Consider the following 22,161-nt stretch of genomic DNA (forward strand, 5'->3'; position numbering starts at 1 on the left):
CTCCAATTTAAATTGTTGGGATTAAAAGTTCCCAGCTGGTTCCGTTTACATCTGATTTTAGAAGGTTTATGGTTCCGTATTGTTCTTTCATCATTGTTTGGCAGTTATATAGACCGAGCCCGCTACCAGTTATTTTGGTAGTAAACCCTTTTTCAAAAATTTTATCTTGTATTTCTTCCGGAATACCTTCTCCATTATCAGTGATGATAATTTGAGCCATATTATTTATTTTTCCTTCAAAAGACACGGTAATTTTTCCGCCTTTTTGAAGAGCTTCGATAGCGTTATAAAGAACGTTTAAAAGAACGCTTTGAAACTTGACCTCATCTATATGAATTCGTGCTTCTTCTTTAAAAATCGCATCTATTTTAATATTTTTTTCTTCCGCCTTAGCAGTTGATAGATTTATCGCTTCTTCTACTACGGGGATAAGTTTTTTTTCAACGAGGATTGGCTTTGCGTTGTATTTTAGTTCTTCAATGAATTGAGTAATAGAGTAGGTTGCGTTTTTAATATTTTTAGCTGAATTTTGAATAGATTCTATAGTTTGACTGTCGCATGAAATTTTTTCAAATCTTTTTTCCATAATTTTTGTATAAAGGTCAATAATGGAGAGGTGATTTTTAATTTCATGAGCAATAAATTTAGCATTGTCAGATGAATATTCGTATTTAAGCAGCTTCTTTTCAGATTTAGCCAAATCATCTTTTTCTGCTTGGTTAATTCTCATTTCTTCGTTTACAGAATTAAGGCAGCCGACAATTTTGTTGATGCTTACGTTTAAAAGTTCATTTTCACGTCTATCCGGAGCAAAGTTGGCTAAATATTCATCTAGGGGAATATTTGCATTTTCGAAAATTGCTTTTGCAACATCACCAACACTTCTTGAGTTAAAAATGAGGCAAATTTGAGAAAAGTTTTGTAATTGAGAATCGGAATAATCCCAAACCAAAACAGCGGAATATCTGGGAGCCAAGACCAAAATAAACTCTATGTTTTCCCAGATTTTTTCTTTTTCGACGTTTATTATTTTGTTGCTTGTTAAAGTATCATTAAAAGAATAAATTTTAGCGTTAGAAAACTCTAATCTTTTGATAGAAGCTTCCATGCCTTTGGTATCCAAAAGCCTGAAAGCAATGAATCCATCTTGAGAGGGAGCTTCTACAAGCGGTTCAACAATTGAGCGAAACAGACCGACGATGGTCTGTTTGCTGCATTCTTTAGAAGAACCGTTTAATATAAAAGATTTTAGAGTATTTTTTTGCTTTTTCATTTTATAAAGCGACTTTCAATTTTCTTTTGTTAGCAAAACCGTTATTTAAAGCGTAAAGTACGGCTTGCGTTCTATCATTTACTTGTAATTTTTGGAAAATATTATTTACGTGTGTTTTTACGGTTGTTTCACTGATAAATAATTGTTGAGCTACGCCTTTGTAGGTTATACCTTGAGTTAGCAAGTCTAAAACTTCTTCTTCTCTTTGAGTTAAGTAAGACAAAAGATTTTCGCCGTCTTGAATATTTTCTGCTTCTTCTTTAAATGATTTTTGGAAATATTCAAAGAATTTGGAAGATAAAACTGCAGGTAAATAAACTTTACCTTGGTTTACTTCTTCAATAGCTCTGATTAATTGAGCAGAAGCCATTGTTTTTAAGACATAACCTTTAGCACCTATTTTCATTGCACGGAAAATCAAATCAGGGTCATCATAAGCGGTAAGAGCAACAACTTTTGTTTCCAGATTTAATTTTTCAATATCACAAATTGCTGTCAAACCATCTTTTTCAGGCATGTTGATGTCCATAAGAACGATATCCGGTTGATATTTTTTTACCAAGCTAATACCGATATTAGCGTTAGTTGCAGTTGCTATTACATCAAAATCACTTTCAAGATTAATAAGCTCTCTAATGCCTGATAAATGGTCATAGTTGTCATCTATCAACACAATTTTTGCTTTTTTCTTGAACTCCACGCCTCTTCTCATTTGTTTTCCCCCAAATCTTTTATTAAAATGTTTGTAAATACATCGATTACACTATGCATATTACCCCTAAATGTATGAGGCTCTCATCAACTGAAAGGTCGATATTCAGGGGGTTGGGGGTGTATTTAAGGGTGTAGACCACATGGTCTAAAAAGTCTTGTAAAACCAGATGTGATAAGACTTTTCATCAAGTCAATATTCTACAACACATATTCTAGTCTGAATGAATTATGTTTGCTCTTGATGGAGGATTTTTTAAATAAAAATTTTACCACAAATGAAGTATTGCACAGAAAGCAAAAAACCGATAGATTATTCTTTAATTTGTTTTAATTTTTTCAGTTTGTTTAATGTTTTAGAGCGTTTTTCGGTTATGTCTGTAGAAAACGAGTCATAGGTATCGATATAGTTGTGTTTGTAAGTTTTTTCAAAGTAATTATCTGAGAAGCTTAATGACGAGCAAATATCAGAACTAAAGAATTTAGATTTCGCACCTGTTGAAATATGGTGAGCTTTGGTGCGAGTGGTTTTGCCAGAGCTTTCTTTCCAGATAAAAATGTCTTCTGACTTGATTGTTGATTTTGTTTCGTCAATTTCACTGATAGCAATAATTCTTTCTTGCTCGTCTGCTGTTTTTGCTACTTGCACAACTATGTCTATTGAAGATGAGATTAAAGTGTCTGTGTTTTCTTTAGACATGTTTGGGTGGTTAAGCAAAATTAAACTTTGAACAGAAGATAAAAAACTATTGCAAGATTTTGTTGAAAAGCTTGTTACGAAACCGTTATAGCCTTGATTAATATATTCAAAAACGGTTATTAATTCGTTTATTTCACAATTAGAAATAGCAAAGCGGTCAAAATTTAACTTCAAAGCTTTTTTGATAGTTTTTTGTATGTTTCCGTGGTGTTTTATTAGGTTTACAATCTTTTCTGTTTTAGGTTTCAGTTCTGGAATAGCCTCAAGAGTAATCAAACTGTTTTCTTTGTTTGATAGATTTAAAATAAAGTTCAAAACACTTGTTTTGTCGACGTTTGCGTCACCCGTTATGAAGATATTGAGCTTGTTTTTCAAGCATTCTTTGAGGAACAATATCATTTCATTGCTAATTGCTTTTTCTTTTATAAAATCAGTCTTTTTTTTGTTTATGGAATTATTTTTTTTAATAGACAAAAAAGCCCCGTTTTCAATGAGAGGTGGGATTATTGCGTCAACTTTGACTCCGTTAGACAGGATAAGACTAAAAGTTGGGTTTTGGGCATTGATAATTTTGTCAAATTTATTAGCAATAGCGTTAATTTCTTTTAAAATGCTTTCGTCTGTCGGAAAAAACAAATCAGTTTCAACAGGTAGATTGTTCTTTTCGCAATATATTTTATCTACGCCATAAATGGTAATGGAGTCGATATCGTTGTGCATTTCAAAATAGTTTAAAAGGTCAATTTTGGCAGGTTCAACAGACTCAATAGGTTTTTGAATAATAAAAGAGTCTTCTTCTTTTGGTTGATTATTTTTTTTATTTAACAATCTGCTTTTTAGTGACATAGTTATTCTCTGTTAATTAATTCTCGGGCTAAATCTTGATAATTTTGAGTAATATTAGAGGTTGGATTTAACTCTTGTAAAGTTAAACCTTTGTTAATAGATTCAATCACGACGAAGTAGTTGTTAGGTATTTTCCAAAAAATATCTTTGTTTAAAACAGCAGTAATATCTTCGATTTTATAGTTTTCGGTGTTGATATATCTGTTCAAGACAAGTTTGAGCTTGTCATTTTTATAGCCGAGTTTGTCAATAATATCGAGGCATCTTTTGCAGTTTCTAAGGGTTGGCAAATTAGCGGCAGTGATGAACAAAATCAAATCAGACTCATTAAAAACAGTTGTAGTTTTTGTATCCAATACAGAATTATTGTCAACAACCACGTAAGAAAAAGATTCTTTTAATTTTTTGATTAAGTTGGCGAATTGTTGAGGTGAAGGTTCATCCGAGGGTTCTCTGTAGGGAGAATCCGCAAGGATAAAAAGATTAGAATCTTTATACTGTTCCAAAGTGCCTAAGAAAAAGTCTTTATTAGCTTTATCTAAATTGTCAATAACATATTTAATGTCATAATTCGGGTTAATATCTAAAAATGCAGTTATATCGCCAAGGTGCATGTTTAAATCAACAAGTACAACTTTTTCCTTCGAAATATCAGCTAATTCTTGAGCAAGATTTACCGCAACGGTTGTTTTTCCAAGTCCCCCTTTATTTGAGAAGGTTGAAATAACCTTGCTTGTTGAATATGGAGAGGCTTCTCCGAATAAGATAGATTTTGTATTTTTTATTATTTTAATAAATTCTTCTTTGATTATCGGTTTTGCAAGAAATTCTTTAGCCCCGGTTCTCAAGGCATCAACAATGAAATTTGTTGAAAGATTGTAAGAAATCAATACAAATTTGCATTGATTATTTTTTTCAATAACCTGTTTTATAAAATCCAAAGACGGTTTTGTATTTTCCGAAATATCAATCACGACAATAGTTGGTGTCGCCGTCTTGTCGAGATTGCCAACTTGTTCGAAAGAGTCAAAAGTCGAAATATCGCTGACAGAATCGATTTCTTTCAAATAGTTTTCAATAAGCGTTTTAGAGACTTCTTCTTTGTCTATAACTATAATATTAATTTTATTCATAAGTTTTATTTTACTATATGTATATCAATTTTACCAGTTTAAAATAATTTTTTGAATATCCTCTAAACGAAGCGTTTTAAAAACAGAAGCAAAAGCTATAATATCAGAGTACAATTAGGGTTTTTTGTATATGCAAAAAGTTTTGATAGAAGATTTAGTAGAACAAAAAATTCTTCCGTTTAGTATTTTTAACGAGGCGGGAGAGAAGTTGTTTGCCTCAGGAGATGTTTTAACCCCGGGTAAACTTATGGAGTTGAAACAAATTCCTGATATATATACAGATGTTGAAGATTATAAACAAAAATTGGCAGAGGCAAAGGAAGCCCCGAAACAGGAGGCTCTTGCTGACATGATAAATGAAAATGGCGACAATCAATCTCAGGCTGTAACAGATGAAGACGAGCAAGAAGAAACAGAAAACGAAGAAGTCATTTATACTCTTGATGACGTTGATATCGGTAGCGTAAAAGGTGCTTTAAATAGGAAGGCAAAAATTGACCCAGAATTGCAACTTAAAATTAAGGCATTTCATGTTTATACGCAAAACTCAATAAAAACAAAAAAAGTTTCTGAATTAGCTCAAATGTACACGCATTTAAAGGACAGAATAATTTCTGATATTATAATGCATAGTGATGAGTTTAATTGTTATTCAGAGCTTAGAATTATGGGTGATTATAAAGATTGCCACGCTTTGAATGTTGCCATTTTGAGTGGTTTTTTAGCATATAAAATGCAGGTTAAAGAAAGTATTTTGTCCGATGTGATTTTAGGAGCTTTAATGCATGATATCGGCAAGGTTAAAATTCCTGAATCTATTTTAGAACAACAAATTTTAACAGATAAAGAACAAAAAGTTATACAGACTCATACAAAAATCGGATATCAATTACTAAAAGAAGAGTTTAAAGTTTCAGAAAATATTGCCAGAGTTGCACTTGAGCACCACGAAAATAGTAACGGCTCAGGTTATCCATATGGCAAATCAGGTGATTTTATTAGTAAAGAAAGCTGTATTGTGTCTGTTTGCAACCATTTTGACAATTTGATATCAAATGTGACAAACCAAAAAATACATAATTGTCACGAAGCATGCAAAATAATGTTAGAACTCGGCTCACGAAGATTTTCAGCAGATGCTTTATATACATTTATACACATGCTAAGCTATAATGACATAGATTATTTAGAGGAATTGTCAATTTAATGAAAGTAAAAGTTATCGGTGGGGGACTGGCTGGCTCAGAAGCTGCGTTGCAACTGGCTAAACAAGGTATAGAAGTTGATTTATATGAAATGCGACCTCTTTTTGAAACAGGGGCACACAAAACTAAAAAATTTGCTGAATTTGTTTGCTCAAATAGCCTTGGTGCGTTTGATGAAACCAATGCCTCCGGTCTATTGAAAGCCGAACTAAAAACCCTTGGTTCTTTTTTGATAAGAACGGCTTTTGAATATCAAGTTCCGGCAGGGGGTGCTCTTGCGATTGATAGAGAGGCTTTTTCTCAAGCGGTGACAAATATGATAGAGGAAAATCCAAATATCAATGTTATTAGGGAGAAAGTTACGGATATTGACGAAGAAGCTCCGACCATTATCGCCTCAGGACCTTTAACCTCGCTTGATTTGTCTGAAAAAATAAAAGAGTTTACAGGCGAAAATCATCTTTATTTCTTTGACGCTATCGCTCCTATTGTTGAAAAAGATTCTATAAATTTCGATAAAGCATTTTATATGAACAGATATGGCAAAGGCGACGATGATTACATCAACTGTCCTATGGATAAGGCTGAATATGAAAATTTTTATCAAATATTAACTACCGCAGAAAAAATAGAGCTAAAAGATTTTGAAAAAGATGCCAAGTTTTTTGAATCGTGCCTTCCTGTTGAAGTTTTGGCGTCAAGAGGGTTTGATACCTTGCGTTTTGGACCAATGAAGCCTATCGGACTTGTGGATGAAAGAACAAATAATGAAAATTATGCTGTAGTTCAACTTCGACAAGATGACAAAGCGGCAACTTTATATAATATAGTTGGCTTCCAAACTAACTTAAAATGGCCTGCTCAAAAAGAACTTATTCATTCTATTCCGGGGCTTGAAAACGCTAATATTGTTAAGTTTGGCGTAATGCACAGGAATACTTTTATAAATAGTCCAAAAGTTTTAAACCCGACTTTGCAAACAAGAAAAAATCCAAAAATATTTTTTGCAGGTCAAATAACAGGAACAGAGGGTTATACAGAGTCAATCGCTTCAGGTGTTTTAGCAGGTATAAATATGGCTCGATTTATTAAGAAGGAACCTTTAATTGAATTGCCTCAAGAAACAATTTTGGGTGCACTAACGCATTATATTTCATTTGACGGGCATAAATCTTTTCAGCCGATTAATTCTAATTGGGGAATTGTGGCAGAAATGCAGATGGATAGAAAAACTAAAAAGAATAAAAAGCTTAAAAATGAACTTTTATCAAAACGTTCTCTTGAAGTGTTGAAGAATTTTGTTGATGAAAAATTAAAATAGATTAGTTTTTTGATTTAATAAAGAGCTTTAAAATATTCAAGTAATCGAACCGTTCTTATCTATGATTATTGTTAAACTCAAGTCAAGAGTGCTTAACTTAAAATACCTAACCTTGCACAAACATAAGCTTTAAAGTTAATTGTTATTTAAAAATGCCGAGCTGTTAAACTCGGCATTTAATGTTTTCGTTGTGGCAAAGCCACGTTAAAAATCCGCTATTCTTTAGTATATTCAGCGTCTATGACGTCGTCATCAGCGGGTTTTTGTTCTTCTTGAGCTTGTTCTTGACCGGCTTCACCTGAGGCTGGAGCTTCTTGTTGAACTTGGCTGTAAGCGGCTTGAGAGATAGCGTACATTGTTTGTTGAAGTTCTTCTGATAATTTTTTGATTTCATCAGCAGATTTTTCAGCTTTCAATGCTTCTTCAAGAGCTTTCTTTTGTTCATCAAGTTTAGTCTTGTCGGTGTCAGCGATTTTACCTTCGAAGTCTTTTACAATTCTTTCAGCAGAAGTGATTAAGCTGTTAGCATTATTTTTGATTTCAGCTTCTTCTTTGTGTTTTTTATCTTCTTCGGCGTTAGCTTCAGCTTCTTTGACCATTCTGTCAATATCAGATTCAGACAAGTTAGAACCGTTTGTAATAGTGATTTTTTGTTCTTTGTTAGTAGCTTTATCTTTAGCTGAAACGTTTACAATACCGTTTGCGTCGATATCAAAAGTAACTTCGATTTGAGGAAGACCTCTCATAGCAGGCGGAATACCGTCTAATCTAAACATACCTAAAGATTTGTTGTCTTTAGACATTGGTCTTTCACCTTGTAGAACGTGAACGTCAACGGCGGTTTGGTTGTTTTCAGCAGTTGAGAAAACTTGTGATTTAGAGACAGGAATAGTAGTGTTACGAGGAACTAAAGGAGTCATAACGCCACCTAAAGTTTCGATACCCAAAGTTAAAGGAGTAACATCTAAAAGGACGATATCTTTAACTTCACCTGCTAAAACACCTGCTTGAACAGCTGCACCAACAGCAACAACTTCATCAGGGTTTACTGATTGGTTTGGTTCTTTACCTGTATATTCTTTAACCAAAGCTTGAACGGCAGGAATACGAGTAGAACCACCGACCAAAACTACTTCATTAATTTCACCTTTAGAAAGTCCGGCATCTTTAATCGCTTGTTCTACAGGAGTTTTACATCTTTCGAGTAAATCGTGAGATAATTCTTCGAACTTAGCTCTTGAAAGTTGGATATCCAAGTGTTTAGGACCATTTGCATCTGCTGTGATGAAAGGCAAGTTAATGTTGGTTTCAACAACAGAAGACAATTCACATTTAGCTTTTTCGGCAGCTTCTTTTAGACGTTGCATAGCTTGTTTGTCGCTTCTAAGGTCTATGCCTTCTTGTTTTTTGAACTCATCAGCTAACCAATCCATAACTTTTTGGTCAAAGTCATCACCACCTAATTGAGTATCACCAGAAGTTGAAAGAACTTCGTGAACGCCGTCGCCGATTTCAAGGATAGATACATCGAAAGTACCACCACCTAAGTCGAAAACTAAAACTTTTTCAGGTTTATCTTTTTCTAACCCGTAAGCCAAAGCAGCGGCAGTTGGTTCATTCACAATACGAAGAACGTCCAAACCAGCGATTTTACCTGCATCTTTTGTAGCTTGACGTTGAGCGTCGTTAAAGTAAGCAGGAACGGTAATTACGGCAGAAGTAACTTTTTCGCCCAAATAGTTTGAAGCGTCGTCAGCTAATTTTCTCAAAATCATAGCTGAGATTTCTTGAGGTGTATAGTTTTTTCCGTCGATATCTTTTTTATAATCTTCACCCATGTGTCTTTTGATAGAAGCTACAGTTTTGTCTGGGTTAAGAATAGCTTGACGTTTAGCTAATTGACCTACTAATTTTTCACCGGTTTTAGAAAAACCTACGATAGAAGGAGTGGTTCTTGAGCCTTCAGCGTTAGCGATGACGTTTGGTTTACCACCTTCCATGACAGCGACTACAGAGTTTGTTGTTCCCAAGTCGATACCTATTGTTTTTGCCATTTTATTATCTCCTTTGATTATTTTATGCAATCACAATTTTACATTACTATTAAATCACCGATTTCAGGAAATAATAAAAAAATAAACAAAAAATTAATAATTGCGGATTTTTACCGTGGCTTTGCCACATGGCGAAAACTTTACCGAAAAGAAGCAAGTGTAACTTGCGGAATGAAGTGCAAAAAGTTTGAGCGGGTAAATAATCCAAGAGGCGGATTTTTACCGTGGCTTTGCTTAATGGCGAAAACATTACCGAAAAGAAGCAAGTGTAGCTTGCGGAAAGAAGTGCAAAAAGTTTGAGCGGGTAAATAATCCAAGAGGCGGATTTTTACCGAGGCTTTGCTTAATGGCGAAAACATTACCGAAAAGAAGCAAGTGTAGCTTGCGGAAAGAAGTGCAAAAAGTTTGAGCGGGTAAATAATCCAAGAGGCGGATTTTTACCGAGGCTTTGCTTAATGGCGAAAACATTACCGAAAAGAAGCAAGTGTAGCTTGCGAAATGAAGTGCAAAAAGTTTGAGCGGGTAAATGAAGTAATCCGGTTATAAAGTTTGACGAAAAAAACATCCCAAATAGTCCCAATTTATGAATAAATTTAATTTGCCAAAAAGTGTTTCATATTAAAATTATTTCTTAAATTTTCTATCATAATCGGGTCTAAAGTTGCGACTATGGCTTCGTCTTCGTTTCCGGCTTCAGCTATAATATTGTTGTTGGGAGCGACAATCATGGAATGTCCGCAGCTGACAATTTCAGGGTTTATTCTTCCTGAGATATCGGCTGAAACCAAATAAGCAAAGGAGTCAAAGGACCTGCTTTTATTCAATAAAATCCAATCATTTCGCCATTCTTTTTCTAATTCGTTTGGCATGCCCCATGCTGCAGGAAGTGCAATAATTTCAGCTCCTTTTTGTAAAAGTTTTAAAAAATGTTGCGGATATCTGATATCAAAACAAATTGCTAAACCCAGCTTCCCAAAATCAGTGTTTACAACAACAATATCTTCTCCTCTTGAAATCACTTCGTGTTCAGTTCCACCAAAAGAGTCAAAAAGGTTAATTTTTCTATATTTTGCGATGATTTTGCCACTTCTGTCTATCAAAAAAGAGGTGTTATAAAAATTTTGATTTTCTTTAATTATTATTGAGCCGCAAACAATGTATGTTTTATATTGTTGAGCTAATTTTGAAAAATATTCAAGAGTTGGCGAGTTGTTTTCTTCTTCTGCTGTTGAAGTAAATACATCGTGGTTGATTCCTGTTGAAAAAAATTCACTCATAACAATTAAGTCGAGATTGTTCGGAGCTTTTTGTTCAACAAGTTTGGAGATTTTTTCATAGTTTGTTTTTTTATCTCCTAAAATCGGCTCAATTTGAACACTCATGACAGTTGCTTTTTTCATAAATCCTCATTTCTTTTATAAAGGTTAACACAAATCGGAGGTTTACAAAATAGGGTATAGGGGTATATACTATATTGTGATGAGATGATTAATTAGGATAATAAAATGACTCTTTGCGGAACAGATGATGATAAAAAAAAATTGATTGTAAGACTAAATAGGATAGAAGGTCAGGTTCGAGGGCTATCAAAAATGATAACAGAGGATAGAGATTGTATGGAGGTCTTGAATCAGGTGGTGTCTGTTCAATCGGCGATAAAAGGCGTGTGGAAAGAGGTTGTCAAAGACCATCTTCAAGGTTGTGTTTCTACAGCTATGAAAGATGGAAAAAACAGCAAAGAACTCATTGATGAATTAGTTAATCATATTGAAAAATTAAGATAGGATTTTTTATGCAACAAACAGAAGTAAAAAACAGAACATTAATTGTTGTAGTATTCACATTGATAACAATGGTCGCCGAGATTGCTTTTGGGCTGATGACGCACTCAATGGCACTGACAGCTGATGGTATTCACATGGGAACGCATGCGTTTGCGTTGTTTGTTACGTTTTTTATTTGCTTAATAGCTGTAAATAATGCAGATAAAGAGGAAAAGTTAAACGCTTTAGGCGGATATACAAATTCTATTTTACTTGGATTAACGGCATTTGGAATTTTGTTTGAATCTTTAAGACGGATTTTTCACCCAGAGCAAATTGCTTTTAGTGAGGCGATTTTGGTGGCTGTAATCGGTCTTGCTGTGAATGTTCTTTGTATTATGGTAATGGGACCGGAGCATCATCATCATCAAGCTCATGACGGAATTGAAGATGACGAACATCACCATGAACATGAAAATTTAAACTTTAAATCAGCGTATCTTCATATTTTGGCAGACGCATTCACCTCTTTGCTTGCTATTTCGGCTCTTTTGCTCGGAAAATATCTTGGTTGGACGGTTTTAGACCCGTTGATTGGTGTTCTCGGAGCTGTTGTAATTTTGAAATGGACAGTTGAACTTATTACTGCTTCGTATAAGGTTTTGATAAGATAAAATTTTGTATGATAGAAAAGAAATAGAATATATTTAATATACGTATCAAAAGCTTGATACAATTGCAATACATAAAAAATAGCTATATAATCAGGTTATGAAAATAATTGATAAATTAAAAGGACAAGTTGTTGTATCGGTTCAGGCAATGCCAAATGAACCTTTATATCAAGAAGAATGCTTAATTGCGATGATGAAATCTGTAGTAAAAGGCGGAGCAAAGGCATTAAGACTTGCAGGTGCAAGAGATGTCAAGAATGCAAAGGCTCTTTTTGATGTTCCTGTCATTGGTCTTACAAAACCAGATGTGATTCCTCAAAATTGGAAACAAATCGTTTATATTACACCTACTATTAAAGATGTCAAAAATCTTATAGTTGCAGGTGCAGATATTGTCGCATTTGATGGAACTCCTCGCCCAAGACCAGAAGATGATTTGAGAAAAATAATCAAATATATAAAAATAAATAATAAGCTTTCAATGGCGGATATTTCGACTCTTGAAGAAGGTGTTGCAGCCCGTGCGTTGGGTGCAGATATTATTTCTACAACACTTTCGGGTTATACTAAGGAGTCTGATTCTGATTCTACGGAACCTGATTTTGAGCTTTTAGAAAGATTAACAAAAATTCTTGATTGCCCTGTTGTCTTGGAAGGTAGAATTTGGACTCCGGAGCAGGTCAATCGTGCGTTTGAACTTGGAGCTCATTCTGTGGTTATCGGTTCAGCAATTACAAGACCACAATTAATTGTTAAAAGATTTTGCAATAGAAAATAGGACTTGAGATGAAAAAAGTATTGGGAATTGATGTTGGTGGTACAAAAATCTGTTATGCTGTTTTTGATGAAAATGGATGTGAGATTTCAAAAATTAATAAAATACAAACCCCGAAAACAACGCCCGAAATAATTGCTGTTTTTAAACAAGTTATACAAGAACATGAGAGCGATATAGATGCCGTGGCTTTTGCAACAGCTGGTGCAATAAACCTTGAAAACACGAGAGTTGCTTCATCTACACCAAATTTGCCTGAGGGTTATCCGGATATTGAGTTTGAAAAATTAACAAAAAAACCTGTTTATGTTGAAAATGATGCTAATGCAGCAGCTTATGCTGAATATAAAATCGGAGCTGCAAAAGGCGATGAAAACACAATAACTATAACCTTGGGAACAGGAATTGGCGGCGGAATTATTATTAATGGTAATCTTTTAAGAGGCAAATCAGGTCGTGGAGGAGAGGTTGGAAGCATAAAAATTTATCCCGACAAAAGGCGGGAATGCACTTGTCATAACTATGATTGCTGGGAAAGTTACGCATCAGGAACGGGATTGAAAAAAACAGCAGAAGAAATAGCTCAATCAGACCCTGTTTTTAAATCAAGTATGTTTAATTCAAAAAAACCAAACCAAATTACGACCTATGATATAACCAAAGGCGTTAAAGAAAATGATTTGTATTCCAAAAAAGTTTTTGACTTGTGGCAATCCCATCTAGTTGCAGGATTAATCAGCCTGACGAATATTTTTGATACAGAAAGCATTGTTATATCAGGAGGAATGGGCGAATTCATTGATGTTCAAAAAATTGAAAATGAAATCAATAATACGATAGTTGTTTCACCAATCAAAGTAAAGCTGGCAAAAATGAAAAATAATGCTGGCATGGTCGGAGCAGCACTCTTGGCGGTTAAAAAGTTGTATGTTGAATGAATCAAAGATAAGTAAAAACTAAAAATCTTCCCCTTTGGCTATGATATTAATGTTCAGTAATTTTTCTGTTGAAGCCTCACAACACGTAAACTCAAACAAGTTCGGCTTTGCAGTTTTGTAAAATAACTGAACCTAAACACCTCCGCAGAGGTTACGTTTTTTACTTTCACTTTTTCAAGTCATTGCGAACGAAATGAATCAATCCAGTCGAGTGATAATAGAGATTGCTATATGTAAGCGTGTATGTTGAATAAATCAAAGGTAAGTGAAAACTAAAAATCTTCCCCTTTGGCTATGATATTAATGTTCAGTAATTTTTCTGTTGAAGCCTCACAACACGTAAACTCAAACAAGTTCGGCTTTGCAGTTTTGCAAAATAACTGAACCTAAACATCTCCGCAGAGGTTACGTTTTTTACTTTCACTTTTTCAAGTCATTGCGAACGAAATGATGCAATCCAGAGGAATGATAAAAATTATTTATTTAAAGCCGCTTTTAGTCTTGCCATAGCTTTAGCCAAGGCAATATTTGCACGTTCAGCGTCAATTTTTTCATTTATATTATCTATTCTTGCTTCGGCACGTTCTTTGGCATGTTGAGCTCTTGTGACGTCAATATCTTGACCCCTCTCAGCTGCTTCTGTTAAAATAACAGCCTCATTGTTTTTGAATTGAAAAACTCCGCCCATAGTTGAAATAAATTCAATTTTAGACTCTTTTTCTACCCTTGTAACGCCGATATCAAGAGCACTCATTAAAGGTGTATGGTCAAATAAGATACCAAATTCACCATCAACACCTTTAGTATAGATGGCATCAACATCATCTTCATAAACAATTTTATCGTGAGTGATTATTTTAATGTGAATTTTTTTTTCTGCCATTTGAACCTACTCTATTTCATTTCTTCTGCTTTTTTAACAGCTTCTTCAATAGAGCCGACCATATAAAAAGCTTGCTCGGGAATATCGTCATACTTGCCTTCGATAATACCTTTGAAACCTTTAATAGTATCTTCAAGTTTTACATATTTACCATCAATACCTGAGAATTTTTCAGCAACGAAGAAAGGTTGAGATAAGAATTTTTGAATTTTTCTTGCTCTGTTTACGGTTTCTTTATCTTCTTCAGATAGTTCATCCATACCCAAAATAGCGATAATATCTTGTAATTCTTTGTATTTTTGCAATATTTCAAGAACTTGTCTTGCTGTATTATAATGTTCTTCACCGATAATCAATGGGTCTAAAACTCTACTGTTAGAAGCCAACGGGTCAACAGCAGGATAAATACCCAAGGATGCGATTTGACGAGATAAAACCGTAGACGCATCTAAGTGGGAGAATGTAGTAGCAGGAGCAGGGTCGGTTAAGTCATCGGCAGGAACATAAATTGCTTGTACCGACGTAATAGAACCGTCTTTAGTAGATGTAATTCTTTCTTGAAGTTCACCCATTTCGTTTGCTAAAGTTGGTTGATAGCCTACAGCAGAAGGCATACGACCTAACAAAGCTGAAACCTCGGAACCTGCTTGTACAAATCTAAAAATATTGTCAATAAATAAAAGCACATCTTGTTTTGAGTAATCTCTGAAATATTCGGCAGCTGTAAGAGCAGATAATCCGACTCTCATTCTTGCTCCTGGTGGTTCGTTCATTTGTCCGTAGATTAAAGCAACTTTGTCGATAACGCCTGATTCTTTCATTTCGTTCCAAAGGTCATTACCTTCACGAGTTCTTTCTCCAACACCACCAAATACAGAAACACCAGAGTGTTCCATCGCAATATTGTGGATAAGTTCCATAATCAATACGGTTTTACCAACGCCGGCACCTCCGAAAAGCCCGATTTTACCACCTTTTTGATAAGGTTGTAAAAGGTCAATTGCTTTAATACCGGTTTCAAGAATTTCAACGTTTGTATTTTGGTCAACAAGTTTAGGTGATTCTCTGTGAATAGGAAGATAAGTGTCAGTGACGATTTCGCCTTGATGGTCAACTTCTTCTCCTAATACATTTAAAATTCTGCCAAGGATAGGTTTTCCGACAGGAATTTTAATAGGCTGTTCGGTGTTGACAACTTTCATACCTCTTTTAAGACCGTCGGTAGAAGACATAGCAACAGAACGGATTTTATTTTCGCCTAAATGTTGTTGAACTTCAGCCACTACTTTAGTTCCGTCATCGTAGAAAATATTTAAAGCATCATAAATTTTAGGCAAATTGCCTGCTCTAAACTCAACATCAATAACCGGTCCGATGATTTGAGTAACCAATCCTTCTTTTTCTGTCAAAGTTGTCATATTAAACCTCTAATTAAATACAAACCGTCGATATGCAAAAAAGCAAAATCTGACATGCTATTATACAATTTTCTTAAAAAATTAGCAAACAAAAATCCCCAAATAAAAGGGGATTTTGTAAAATGAATAAAAGAAAATATTTTCCAAAAAACAAACGTATTAACGTTTTGAGAATTGGAATCTTTTTCTTGCTCTTTTTCTACCGTATTTTTTACGTTCTTTTTCACGAGCATCTCTGGTTAAAAGACCTTCAGCTTTCAAAACAGCTTTATATTCTTCGTTGAATTTTAATAAAGCTCTTGAAATACCGTGTTTGATAGCTCCTGCTTGAGCAGAAATGCCACCGCCAACAGCCTTAACTCTTACATCAAAGTTATCTTGATTGTCAGTTAAAGCAAGAGGTCTATACATCATCATTTCTAAAGCAGGTCTGTTGCCGAAGTATTGAGCAAAAGTTTTGCCGTTGACAAAAATTCTGCCTTTGCCTTTAACAAGTTTTACAACTGCGATAGAAGTTTTTCTTCTGCCTGTAGCCATTACTTCATTATTAGCCATTATTTAGCCTCCACTTCATCAAATTTAACAGGTTTTTGAGCTTCATGCGGATGTTCAGCACCGGCATACACATTGAGTTTGTTGAATTGGTCTTGACCCAATGTATTATGAGGCAACATACCTTTTACAGCTTTTTCAATAGCGGCAACAGGATTTTTTTCCATTAATTCTTTGAAGCTTGTTATTTTCAAACCACCTGGGTAACCAGTGTGTCTATAGTATTTTTTGTCTGTTTCTTTGTTTCCGGTAACCTTAATTTTATCCGCATTAACAACGATAACGAAGTCACCGGTGTCGATATGAGGAGTATATTGAGGTTTGTGCTTTCCTCTTAATAAGTTAGCGATTACAACAGCCAATCTACCTAAAGTTTTACCTTCAGCATCGATTAAATACCATTTTCTTTCAACTTCAAGAGGTTTAGCCGAATAAGTTTTCATAAGCTATCTCCATATTTTTCATTATTGTATATTACTTTCATTAAAGTTAAGCCGTTAGGGCTTATCGTAGGACCTGCTTGGTTTCTATCCTTACTGTTGAGAATTTCTTTAAGTGCCGACGGGGCTAAAGAATTTCTTTCAATCATCAGGAGAGTTCCTACTATGGACCTTACCATATTGTACAAAAACCTGTTTGCAATTAAGTCAATATAAATTTCATCATTATTTCTAAAGCATTGAGCTTTATACATTGTGCAAACTTTCGCAGGATTTAAGGTTTTAACCTTTTTGAAGGTGGAGAAATCATGTTCCCCTACCAGATAGGAAAGGGCTTCATTCATTTTATCAACATTCAAATTATCTCTAACGAATAAACAATTTTCGTCCCAAGCACTACGTTGATTACGATTGACGATTTTGTATCGATACCATCTTGCGGTAGCACTTTTTTGGGCGTGGAAGTTTTTTGGGACTTCTTTAATCTTCTTAATGCTGATGTCTTTTGGCAAAAGCCCGTTCATAGAGTTTATGAATTTCGGATTTAAGCAATCGAAATCAGAATCGAAATGGATAATCTGACCTTTGGAGTGGACTCCTGCGTCAGTTCGCCCAGAGAAAAATGTTTTTATAGGTTTTTTTGTCAATGTGCTAAGAGTTTTTTCAATCTCATCTTGGATTGTTTTAGGGGGATTCGGGTTTTTATCGGTTTTCAGCGTTACCGCCTTGTCCTTAGACTTACGAGCCCCCTGGGTTTGGCTTCCTGCATAATTTGTACCTATATATTCAATAACAAGTACAAATCTTTGCATTATACCAACTGAATTAATGCCATTTCAGTAGCGTCACCGCGTCTTGGAGGCATATTGTAGATACGAGTGTAACCACCGTTTCTGCTTTCGTATTTCTTACCGATTTGGCTGAAAAGTTTTCTCAAAACGGTTTCAGGCATCATTTTCTTACCTTCTTGAGCAGATTCGAAAACTTCACCTGATTCAGCGTCCATAAATTTTCCTGTTTCAACATCGAAAATAAAGTTAGCTGCTTGTCTTCTAGAGTGCAAGTCACCTTTTTTAGCCAAAGAAATAATACTTTCAGCGTAAGGTTTCAAAGCTTTAGCTCTAGAGATGGTAGTTTTGATTTCGCCATGTAAGAATAATTCAGTTGCTAAAGATCTCAATAACGCTTTGCGTTGGTCTTGAGGTCTGCCTAGTCTGTTTTTGTTACATTGGTGTCTCATTTTATTTGTCCTTTTGTTTTATTTTGTATTAATCTAAACTTCTTCGAGTTCAACGCCTTCTGGGTTAGGCATTAAGTCTAAACCGACTTGGTGAAGTTTTTCGATAACTTCATCAGATGATTTTTTACCGAAGTTTTTAATATTTAGTAAGTCGTGTTCAGATTTTTTGAGCAATTCAGGTAAAGAATTGATGCTTGCTCTTTTCAAGCAATTGTATGCTCTTACAGAAAGTTCGAGGTCTTCAATTGTGATACTTGGAGCAGGTTCTTCTTCAACTTCTTCTTCAACGACTTGTTGAGTAGTCAAAATAGCAGGTTGACCTGTTATTGAGGCGATTTGCATGAAGTGTTCGATAAGCAAATTAGCAGATTGGCTCAAAGCATTGCTAACGTCAATGCTACCGTTAGACCAGATTTCAAGAGTTAATTTGTCATAGTCGATAACGTCGCCTACACGAGTGCTTTCAACGTTATAGCTTACTCTTTTAATCGGCATAAATGAAGCATCAATTGGAAGCATGTCAATTGGCAAGTTGCCTTTATTTTCTTTAAGAACATCAACTGTTACATAGCCTTTGCCTGTTTCAACGATGATGTCAGCGTGAATGCTACCGCCTTCAGCGATTGTGCAAACAAGCCAATCGGGGTTGACGATTTTAACGCCGGCCGGCAATTGGATATCGCTACCCAAGACAGGTCCTGGTTTGTCGATATCTAATCTTAAATGTTGAGCTTCTTTGCTGTCAGTTTTGACAATAAGTCCTTTTAAGTTCAACATAATATCGATAACATCTTCAACGATACCGGGGATTGAAGTATATTCGTGTGTGATACCTTCAATTCTGATAGAAGTAGCAGCAGCACCTTCAAGTGAAGATAAAAGCACTCTTCTCAAAGCGTTACCGATAGTAGTACCAAAACCTCTTTCAAGCGGTTCAACGACGAATTTGCCGTATTGAGAACCGTCAGAATCGGTTGTTGTATTTACGCATTTAATTTTTAGTTCCATTATAGATTCTCTCCTACAATTACTTAGAGTAGTACTCAATTACAAGTTGTTCCTTGAATTCAGGGTCTAATTCTTCTCTTTCGGGGATTCTGTCGAAAGTAACTTTCAAGTTATCTTTATCGATAGTCATCCACGCAGGAGCGATAGCCGCGTCGATAGTTTCAACGACAGTTTTAAGGAAGTTGTTACTTTTGTCTTTAATAGTAACAACGTCTTGAGGTTTTACTAAGTAAGAAGGGATATCAACTCTCTTACCGTTAACAAGAACGTGACCGTGATTAACGATTTGACGAGCTTGTTTTCTGGTTATTGCTAAACCTGATTTAAACAAAATGTTGTCCAATCTTGATTCAAGAATTTGAAGAAGGATGGTGCCTGTGACGCCTTTTCTTCTAGCAGCTTCGTTGTAATATTTAGCAAATTGTTTTTCGCTTACTAAGTAAGTAAGACGAATTTTTTGTTTTTCATTTAAGTGAATAGCGTAATCAGAAAGTTTTTTTCTAGCAGCACCGTGTTGACCTGATGCGTTTTGTCTCATAGAGGAGACTAGCTTTCTGTTTGATAAATCCGTAACACCAAAGTTACGAAATAACTTATTACTGGGTCCTGTATATCTAGCCAATTTATGACTCCTTTTCCTTTTTGGTTATTAAACTCTACGTTTTTTCGGAGGACGGCATCCGTTGTGAGGAATTGGTGTTACGTCCTTAATTAGTGTAATTTCAAGTCCTGCGGCTTGGATAGCTCTGATAGCAGTTTCTCTTCCTGAGCCGGGTCCTTTTATATAGACTTCAACTTTTTTCATACCTTGATCGATTGATTGCTTAGCAACTTTTTCAGCAGCTGATTGAGCAGCAAAAGGAGTACCTTTTCTGGCACCTTTAAATCCGCATCCACCTGCAGAAGCCCAAGCAACAGCGTTACCTTGAGTATCTGTTGAAGTTACGATTGTATTATTGAATGTTGACTGAATATGAACAACACCTTGTAATACATTCTTCTTTTCTTTCTTTTTAGTTTTAACTGGTCTAGCCATTGTTCTATATTACTCCTTTAATTATTTCTTTTTAGAAACTGGTCCTGTTTTCTTACCACGTCTTGTTCTAGCGTTTGTTTTAGTTCTTTGACCTCTGCAAGGAAGTTTACGTCTGTGACGCATTCCTCTGTATGAACCGATTTCACCCAATCTTTTGATGAATAGAGATTCTTCACGTCTCAAGTCACCTTCGATAGTGTAGTTAGCAAGTTCATTTCTAAGTTTTTTAATATCTTCATCAGTCAAATCGTCAGATCTTAGATCTTCAGAAATACCACAAGCCGCTAAAATTTTCGCAGAGCGAGCAGGTCCTATACCGAAAATATAGGTCAATGCTATGATCATTCTTTTGTTACGAGGTAAATCTACCCCAGCGAGTCTTGCCATTGTGTCTCCTTTATTGTGATTTGTGTAATTTGTTCGTAATTAGGATAAATTATCCTTGTCTTTGTTTGTGTTTAGGGTTTTCGCAGATAACCGCTACTCTACCTTTTCTTTTGATGACTTTGCATTTATCACAAAGTTTTTTTACAGATGTTCTAACTTTCATCGTAGATTCCTTATATTGTTTGCTACTTTAATCTATATGTAATTCTGCCTCTAGTAAGGTCGTATGGTGTCATTTCTACTTTTACTTTGTCGCCCGGCAATATTCTAATGAAATTTTTTCTTATTTTGCCTGAAATGTGGGCTAATATTTCGTGACCGTTTTCGAGCTCGACTCTAAACATTGCGTTCGGGAGTGATTCGAGAATCGTTCCTTCAAATTCTATTACATCTTTTGACATTTAGACCTCATGACTATCTTATCTTATACTATCGTACATGTTCAAGATTTGTAATCAAGTCCTTTTTTCCTTGAATTTCAACGTTTTAAAGAGAAAAGAGAAAAATATCATCAAATTGTTTTTTTAATCTAGCGAAATGCACAATAATTGCAAGCATGCTAAAAAGTCACACCATGTGCGGACTTACGGATTTAGTGTAACAATTTCTTAATAAATCAATTATTATTATATTTATAAAAACATTTTGAAAACGAGCTTATTTTCTTCTCTTTTTTTGTTTTTTTTCAGCTTCAAGTTGTCTTTTTGCGTTATCTATAGAGATTTTTGCAACAGGTTTTCTTGTTTGTCTGTCGTAAAAAACAAGCCAAAATTTTCTTTTGGGATTATCTACTCCAAAAGCCAATCTTCCTGCGACTCTGTCACCGATTTTTATTTGTGTAAAGGCAAGAGAATTTTCTTCTGCGAACACTGATGGGAAAAAGCATGCTCCTAAATCATTAACTAGGGAAACGTCGAAACTTGAAAAATTCTTTTTAGAGTTATTTTGAATTAATAAATTTAAAGCGATAGTATTTTCTTCACCGAAGGGGTCTTTTTCAAGATTTATGTTGTTGATTTTAACGGTTAAGCCATCATATTTTTGTTCATCTTGTTTCATTGCATTAAATGAGATTACAGGAAGCTTTATGTCGCTTTTCATTTTTACTTTTATTAAATCTCCTGGAGAAATCAGAGCATCTTTTCCTTTTCTGAAAAGGCTTATGCCTAGACCAACGCCGGCTCCAACACCTGCCCCACCCATTAGTGTGTAGCCTTGGCTGGCAATAGCACCTTCGAGTCCGAACATATTTGCAGCGAGCACGCCACCAACGACGCCACCTGCTACTGTGTAGGCTGCATCTGTTGCGACAGCTTTTGCTACACCGGCAACCGGGTGTAATCTTGTTGTCATTTTTCCGTCAATAGGGATTTCACGGCCATCAGGAGTAACAAGGTAGTCAAAAGAAAGCTCAATCCAGCCGTCACGCCCGAGTCTTTTTGAGGGTTGAACGCCTCTAATTGTTCCATGTGCTATTGTTCCGAGAGGTAGAAGCACCCCTTTGTCGCCAATAACTTCATTGGTAACTTCGGCGAAAAATTCATCTCCTTCTTGAGAAATGCCTGCACTGAGAACTTGAGAAACGGTCATATCTATCGTGTCTTTAGTTTCAATTTTTTCGGTTTCACCTGAAAAAATGGTGTCAGGTTTTTGGTCAGCTTTGTCAGTTATTTCAGCATGTCCTTCAAAGACTGTTCCCTGAGTTGTTTCAGCATGAGCTGATAGACAAAACAAGTTCATGCTTATTATGCATAGTCCTATTAATGTTGCAAAAAACTTTTTCAACTCTCGCTCCCGATTAAAA

Annotated in this window: 26 protein-coding genes; 7 read left to right on the forward strand and 19 right to left on the reverse strand. The window is 35.2% G+C overall.

Annotated elements, in window-relative coordinates:
* Window positions 1-7: 7 nt before the first annotated feature.
* From PHV37_03785 to PHV37_03800, 4 genes are all read right to left on the reverse strand, one after another.
* Entirely contained in the window at window positions 8-1,273 is a 1,266-nt protein-coding gene (locus tag PHV37_03785; protein ID MDD3237196.1) for a HAMP domain-containing sensor histidine kinase, read from the reverse strand.
* Window position 1,274: 1 nt separating this feature from the next.
* Window positions 1,275-1,985 (reverse strand): response regulator transcription factor, encoded by a 711-nt coding sequence (locus tag PHV37_03790; GenBank protein MDD3237197.1) that lies wholly within the window; start codon window positions 1,983-1,985, stop codon window positions 1,275-1,277.
* 312 nt (window positions 1,986-2,297) lie between these two features.
* The gene (locus PHV37_03795) at window positions 2,298-3,530 is read right to left on the reverse strand and encodes an ATPase, T2SS/T4P/T4SS family (protein ID MDD3237198.1); all 1,233 of its coding nucleotides are present in this window, start codon (window positions 3,528-3,530) and stop codon (window positions 2,298-2,300) included.
* A gap of 2 nt (window positions 3,531-3,532) precedes the next feature.
* The gene (locus PHV37_03800) at window positions 3,533-4,663 is read right to left on the reverse strand and encodes an AAA family ATPase (GenBank protein MDD3237199.1); all 1,131 of its coding nucleotides are present in this window, start codon (window positions 4,661-4,663) and stop codon (window positions 3,533-3,535) included.
* A gap of 130 nt (window positions 4,664-4,793) precedes the next feature.
* On the opposite strand from PHV37_03800, the gene PHV37_03805 reads away from it, so the two are divergent.
* The gene (locus tag PHV37_03805; GenBank protein MDD3237200.1) at window positions 4,794-5,870 is read left to right on the forward strand and encodes an HD domain-containing protein; all 1,077 of its coding nucleotides are present in this window, start codon (window positions 4,794-4,796) and stop codon (window positions 5,868-5,870) included.
* Entirely contained in the window at window positions 5,870-7,189 is a 1,320-nt protein-coding gene (trmFO, locus tag PHV37_03810; GenBank protein ID MDD3237201.1) for a methylenetetrahydrofolate--tRNA-(uracil(54)-C(5))-methyltransferase (FADH(2)-oxidizing) TrmFO, read from the forward strand. The genes PHV37_03805 and trmFO overlap by 1 nt, the downstream gene beginning before the upstream one ends.
* Before the next feature lie 215 nt (window positions 7,190-7,404).
* On the opposite strand, the gene dnaK is transcribed toward trmFO, so the two are convergent.
* The gene (gene dnaK, locus PHV37_03815) at window positions 7,405-9,243 is read right to left on the reverse strand and encodes a molecular chaperone DnaK (protein MDD3237202.1); all 1,839 of its coding nucleotides are present in this window, start codon (window positions 9,241-9,243) and stop codon (window positions 7,405-7,407) included.
* A 24-nt stretch (window positions 9,244-9,267) separates the two neighbouring features.
* On the opposite strand from dnaK, the gene PHV37_03820 reads away from it, so the two are divergent.
* Window positions 9,268-9,543, forward strand: coding sequence for a hypothetical protein (locus PHV37_03820; protein ID MDD3237203.1), 276 nt, complete (start codon window positions 9,268-9,270; stop codon window positions 9,541-9,543).
* A 293-nt stretch (window positions 9,544-9,836) separates the two neighbouring features.
* Here PHV37_03820 and PHV37_03825 read toward each other — a convergent pair whose 3' ends face one another.
* Window positions 9,837-10,643, reverse strand: coding sequence for a hypothetical protein (locus PHV37_03825; GenBank protein ID MDD3237204.1), 807 nt, complete (start codon window positions 10,641-10,643; stop codon window positions 9,837-9,839).
* Window positions 10,644-10,748: 105 nt separating this feature from the next.
* Here PHV37_03825 and PHV37_03830 point away from each other — a divergent pair, with 105 nt between their 5' ends.
* From PHV37_03830 to PHV37_03845, 4 genes are all read left to right on the forward strand, one after another.
* Window positions 10,749-11,027 carry a metal-sensitive transcriptional regulator gene (locus tag PHV37_03830; GenBank protein MDD3237205.1) on the forward strand — a complete coding sequence of 93 codons (279 nt, stop codon included), beginning with the start codon at window positions 10,749-10,751 and terminating at the stop codon, window positions 11,025-11,027.
* A gap of 8 nt (window positions 11,028-11,035) precedes the next feature.
* Entirely contained in the window at window positions 11,036-11,680 is a 645-nt protein-coding gene (locus PHV37_03835) for a cation diffusion facilitator family transporter (GenBank protein ID MDD3237206.1), read from the forward strand.
* Between the two features lie 97 nt (window positions 11,681-11,777).
* Complete coding sequence (locus tag PHV37_03840; GenBank protein MDD3237207.1) at window positions 11,778-12,458, forward strand: N-acetylmannosamine-6-phosphate 2-epimerase; 681 nt, start codon at window positions 11,778-11,780, stop codon at window positions 12,456-12,458.
* An 8-nt stretch (window positions 12,459-12,466) separates the two neighbouring features.
* Complete coding sequence (locus tag PHV37_03845; protein ID MDD3237208.1) at window positions 12,467-13,393, forward strand: ROK family protein; 927 nt, start codon at window positions 12,467-12,469, stop codon at window positions 13,391-13,393.
* 475 nt (window positions 13,394-13,868) lie between these two features.
* On the opposite strand, the gene PHV37_03850 is transcribed toward PHV37_03845, so the two are convergent.
* The 13 genes from PHV37_03850 to PHV37_03910 form a co-directional block, all read right to left on the reverse strand.
* Window positions 13,869-14,276 carry a F0F1 ATP synthase subunit epsilon gene (locus tag PHV37_03850; protein MDD3237209.1) on the reverse strand — a complete coding sequence of 136 codons (408 nt, stop codon included), beginning with the start codon at window positions 14,274-14,276 and terminating at the stop codon, window positions 13,869-13,871.
* 11 nt (window positions 14,277-14,287) lie between these two features.
* On the reverse strand, window positions 14,288-15,694 hold the full coding sequence (gene atpD, locus PHV37_03855) for a F0F1 ATP synthase subunit beta (protein ID MDD3237210.1): 1,407 nt from the start codon (window positions 15,692-15,694) through the stop codon (window positions 14,288-14,290).
* A gap of 159 nt (window positions 15,695-15,853) precedes the next feature.
* The gene (gene rpsI, locus PHV37_03860; protein ID MDD3237211.1) at window positions 15,854-16,249 is read right to left on the reverse strand and encodes a 30S ribosomal protein S9; all 396 of its coding nucleotides are present in this window, start codon (window positions 16,247-16,249) and stop codon (window positions 15,854-15,856) included.
* Window positions 16,249-16,689 carry a 50S ribosomal protein L13 gene (gene rplM / locus PHV37_03865; protein ID MDD3237212.1) on the reverse strand — a complete coding sequence of 147 codons (441 nt, stop codon included), beginning with the start codon at window positions 16,687-16,689 and terminating at the stop codon, window positions 16,249-16,251. Before rplM ends, rpsI begins: the two co-directional genes overlap by 1 nt.
* Window positions 16,686-17,498, reverse strand: a complete 813-nt coding sequence (gene truA / locus PHV37_03870; protein MDD3237213.1) for a tRNA pseudouridine(38-40) synthase TruA — start codon at window positions 17,496-17,498, stop codon at window positions 16,686-16,688. Before truA ends, rplM begins: the two co-directional genes overlap by 4 nt.
* Window positions 17,498-17,926 (reverse strand): 50S ribosomal protein L17, encoded by a 429-nt coding sequence (gene rplQ, locus PHV37_03875; protein ID MDD3237214.1) that lies wholly within the window; start codon window positions 17,924-17,926, stop codon window positions 17,498-17,500. Before rplQ ends, truA begins: the two co-directional genes overlap by 1 nt.
* Window positions 17,927-17,959: 33 nt before the next feature.
* The gene (locus tag PHV37_03880) at window positions 17,960-18,934 is read right to left on the reverse strand and encodes a DNA-directed RNA polymerase subunit alpha (protein ID MDD3237215.1); all 975 of its coding nucleotides are present in this window, start codon (window positions 18,932-18,934) and stop codon (window positions 17,960-17,962) included.
* Window positions 18,935-18,953: 19 nt separating this feature from the next.
* Window positions 18,954-19,556 carry a 30S ribosomal protein S4 gene (gene rpsD / locus PHV37_03885; protein MDD3237216.1) on the reverse strand — a complete coding sequence of 201 codons (603 nt, stop codon included), beginning with the start codon at window positions 19,554-19,556 and terminating at the stop codon, window positions 18,954-18,956.
* A gap of 27 nt (window positions 19,557-19,583) precedes the next feature.
* Complete coding sequence (rpsK, locus tag PHV37_03890) at window positions 19,584-19,970, reverse strand: 30S ribosomal protein S11 (GenBank protein MDD3237217.1); 387 nt, start codon at window positions 19,968-19,970, stop codon at window positions 19,584-19,586.
* Window positions 19,971-19,991: 21 nt separating this feature from the next.
* On the reverse strand, window positions 19,992-20,357 hold the full coding sequence (rpsM, locus tag PHV37_03895; protein MDD3237218.1) for a 30S ribosomal protein S13: 366 nt from the start codon (window positions 20,355-20,357) through the stop codon (window positions 19,992-19,994).
* 49 nt (window positions 20,358-20,406) lie between these two features.
* Window positions 20,407-20,520, reverse strand: a complete 114-nt coding sequence (gene rpmJ / locus PHV37_03900; GenBank protein MDD3237219.1) for a 50S ribosomal protein L36 — start codon at window positions 20,518-20,520, stop codon at window positions 20,407-20,409.
* A gap of 22 nt (window positions 20,521-20,542) precedes the next feature.
* The gene (gene infA, locus PHV37_03905; GenBank protein ID MDD3237220.1) at window positions 20,543-20,758 is read right to left on the reverse strand and encodes a translation initiation factor IF-1; all 216 of its coding nucleotides are present in this window, start codon (window positions 20,756-20,758) and stop codon (window positions 20,543-20,545) included.
* Window positions 20,759-21,014: 256 nt separating this feature from the next.
* On the reverse strand, window positions 21,015-22,142 hold the full coding sequence (locus tag PHV37_03910) for a hypothetical protein (GenBank protein ID MDD3237221.1): 1,128 nt from the start codon (window positions 22,140-22,142) through the stop codon (window positions 21,015-21,017).
* Window positions 22,143-22,161 lie beyond the last annotated feature (19 nt).

The sequence above is a fragment of the Candidatus Gastranaerophilales bacterium genome (genome assembly GCA_028693235.1).
Classification (GTDB): Bacteria; Cyanobacteriota; Vampirovibrionia; order Gastranaerophilales; family Gastranaerophilaceae; genus JAQUVW01.

Excerpts from the sequence above, each read along its gene's own strand:
- PHV37_03800 (MDD3237199.1), bottom strand. The coding sequence starts at position 4,663 with ATGAATAAAATTAATATTATAGTTATAGACAAAGAAGAAGTCTCTAAA.
- rplM (MDD3237212.1), bottom strand. The coding sequence starts at position 16,689 with ATGAAAACTTATTCGGCTAAACCTCTTGAAGTTGAAAGAAAATGGTAT.
- rpsM (MDD3237218.1), bottom strand. The coding sequence starts at position 20,357 with ATGGCAAGACTCGCTGGGGTAGATTTACCTCGTAACAAAAGAATGATC.
- rpsI (MDD3237211.1), bottom strand. The coding sequence starts at position 16,249 with ATGGCTAATAATGAAGTAATGGCTACAGGCAGAAGAAAAACTTCTATC.
- PHV37_03850 (MDD3237209.1), bottom strand. The coding sequence starts at position 14,276 with ATGGCAGAAAAAAAAATTCACATTAAAATAATCACTCACGATAAAATT.
- dnaK (MDD3237202.1), bottom strand. The coding sequence starts at position 9,243 with ATGGCAAAAACAATAGGTATCGACTTGGGAACAACAAACTCTGTAGTC.
- PHV37_03795 (MDD3237198.1), bottom strand. The coding sequence starts at position 3,530 with ATGTCACTAAAAAGCAGATTGTTAAATAAAAAAAATAATCAACCAAAA.
- PHV37_03835 (MDD3237206.1), top strand. The coding sequence starts at position 11,036 with ATGCAACAAACAGAAGTAAAAAACAGAACATTAATTGTTGTAGTATTC.
- truA (MDD3237213.1), bottom strand. The coding sequence starts at position 17,498 with ATGCAAAGATTTGTACTTGTTATTGAATATATAGGTACAAATTATGCA.
- PHV37_03840 (MDD3237207.1), top strand. The coding sequence starts at position 11,778 with ATGAAAATAATTGATAAATTAAAAGGACAAGTTGTTGTATCGGTTCAG.
- PHV37_03820 (MDD3237203.1), top strand. The coding sequence starts at position 9,268 with ATGCAATCACAATTTTACATTACTATTAAATCACCGATTTCAGGAAAT.
- trmFO (MDD3237201.1), top strand. The coding sequence starts at position 5,870 with ATGAAAGTAAAAGTTATCGGTGGGGGACTGGCTGGCTCAGAAGCTGCG.
- rpsK (MDD3237217.1), bottom strand. The coding sequence starts at position 19,970 with ATGGCTAGACCAGTTAAAACTAAAAAGAAAGAAAAGAAGAATGTATTA.
- atpD (MDD3237210.1), bottom strand. The coding sequence starts at position 15,694 with ATGACAACTTTGACAGAAAAAGAAGGATTGGTTACTCAAATCATCGGA.
- rplQ (MDD3237214.1), bottom strand. The coding sequence starts at position 17,926 with ATGAGACACCAATGTAACAAAAACAGACTAGGCAGACCTCAAGACCAA.
- rpmJ (MDD3237219.1), bottom strand. The coding sequence starts at position 20,520 with ATGAAAGTTAGAACATCTGTAAAAAAACTTTGTGATAAATGCAAAGTC.
- PHV37_03785 (MDD3237196.1), bottom strand. The coding sequence starts at position 1,273 with ATGAAAAAGCAAAAAAATACTCTAAAATCTTTTATATTAAACGGTTCT.
- infA (MDD3237220.1), bottom strand. The coding sequence starts at position 20,758 with ATGTCAAAAGATGTAATAGAATTTGAAGGAACGATTCTCGAATCACTC.
- PHV37_03825 (MDD3237204.1), bottom strand. The coding sequence starts at position 10,643 with ATGAAAAAAGCAACTGTCATGAGTGTTCAAATTGAGCCGATTTTAGGA.
- PHV37_03880 (MDD3237215.1), bottom strand. The coding sequence starts at position 18,934 with ATGGAACTAAAAATTAAATGCGTAAATACAACAACCGATTCTGACGGT.
- PHV37_03790 (MDD3237197.1), bottom strand. The coding sequence starts at position 1,985 with ATGAGAAGAGGCGTGGAGTTCAAGAAAAAAGCAAAAATTGTGTTGATA.
- PHV37_03805 (MDD3237200.1), top strand. The coding sequence starts at position 4,794 with ATGCAAAAAGTTTTGATAGAAGATTTAGTAGAACAAAAAATTCTTCCG.
- PHV37_03830 (MDD3237205.1), top strand. The coding sequence starts at position 10,749 with ATGACTCTTTGCGGAACAGATGATGATAAAAAAAAATTGATTGTAAGA.
- PHV37_03845 (MDD3237208.1), top strand. The coding sequence starts at position 12,467 with ATGAAAAAAGTATTGGGAATTGATGTTGGTGGTACAAAAATCTGTTAT.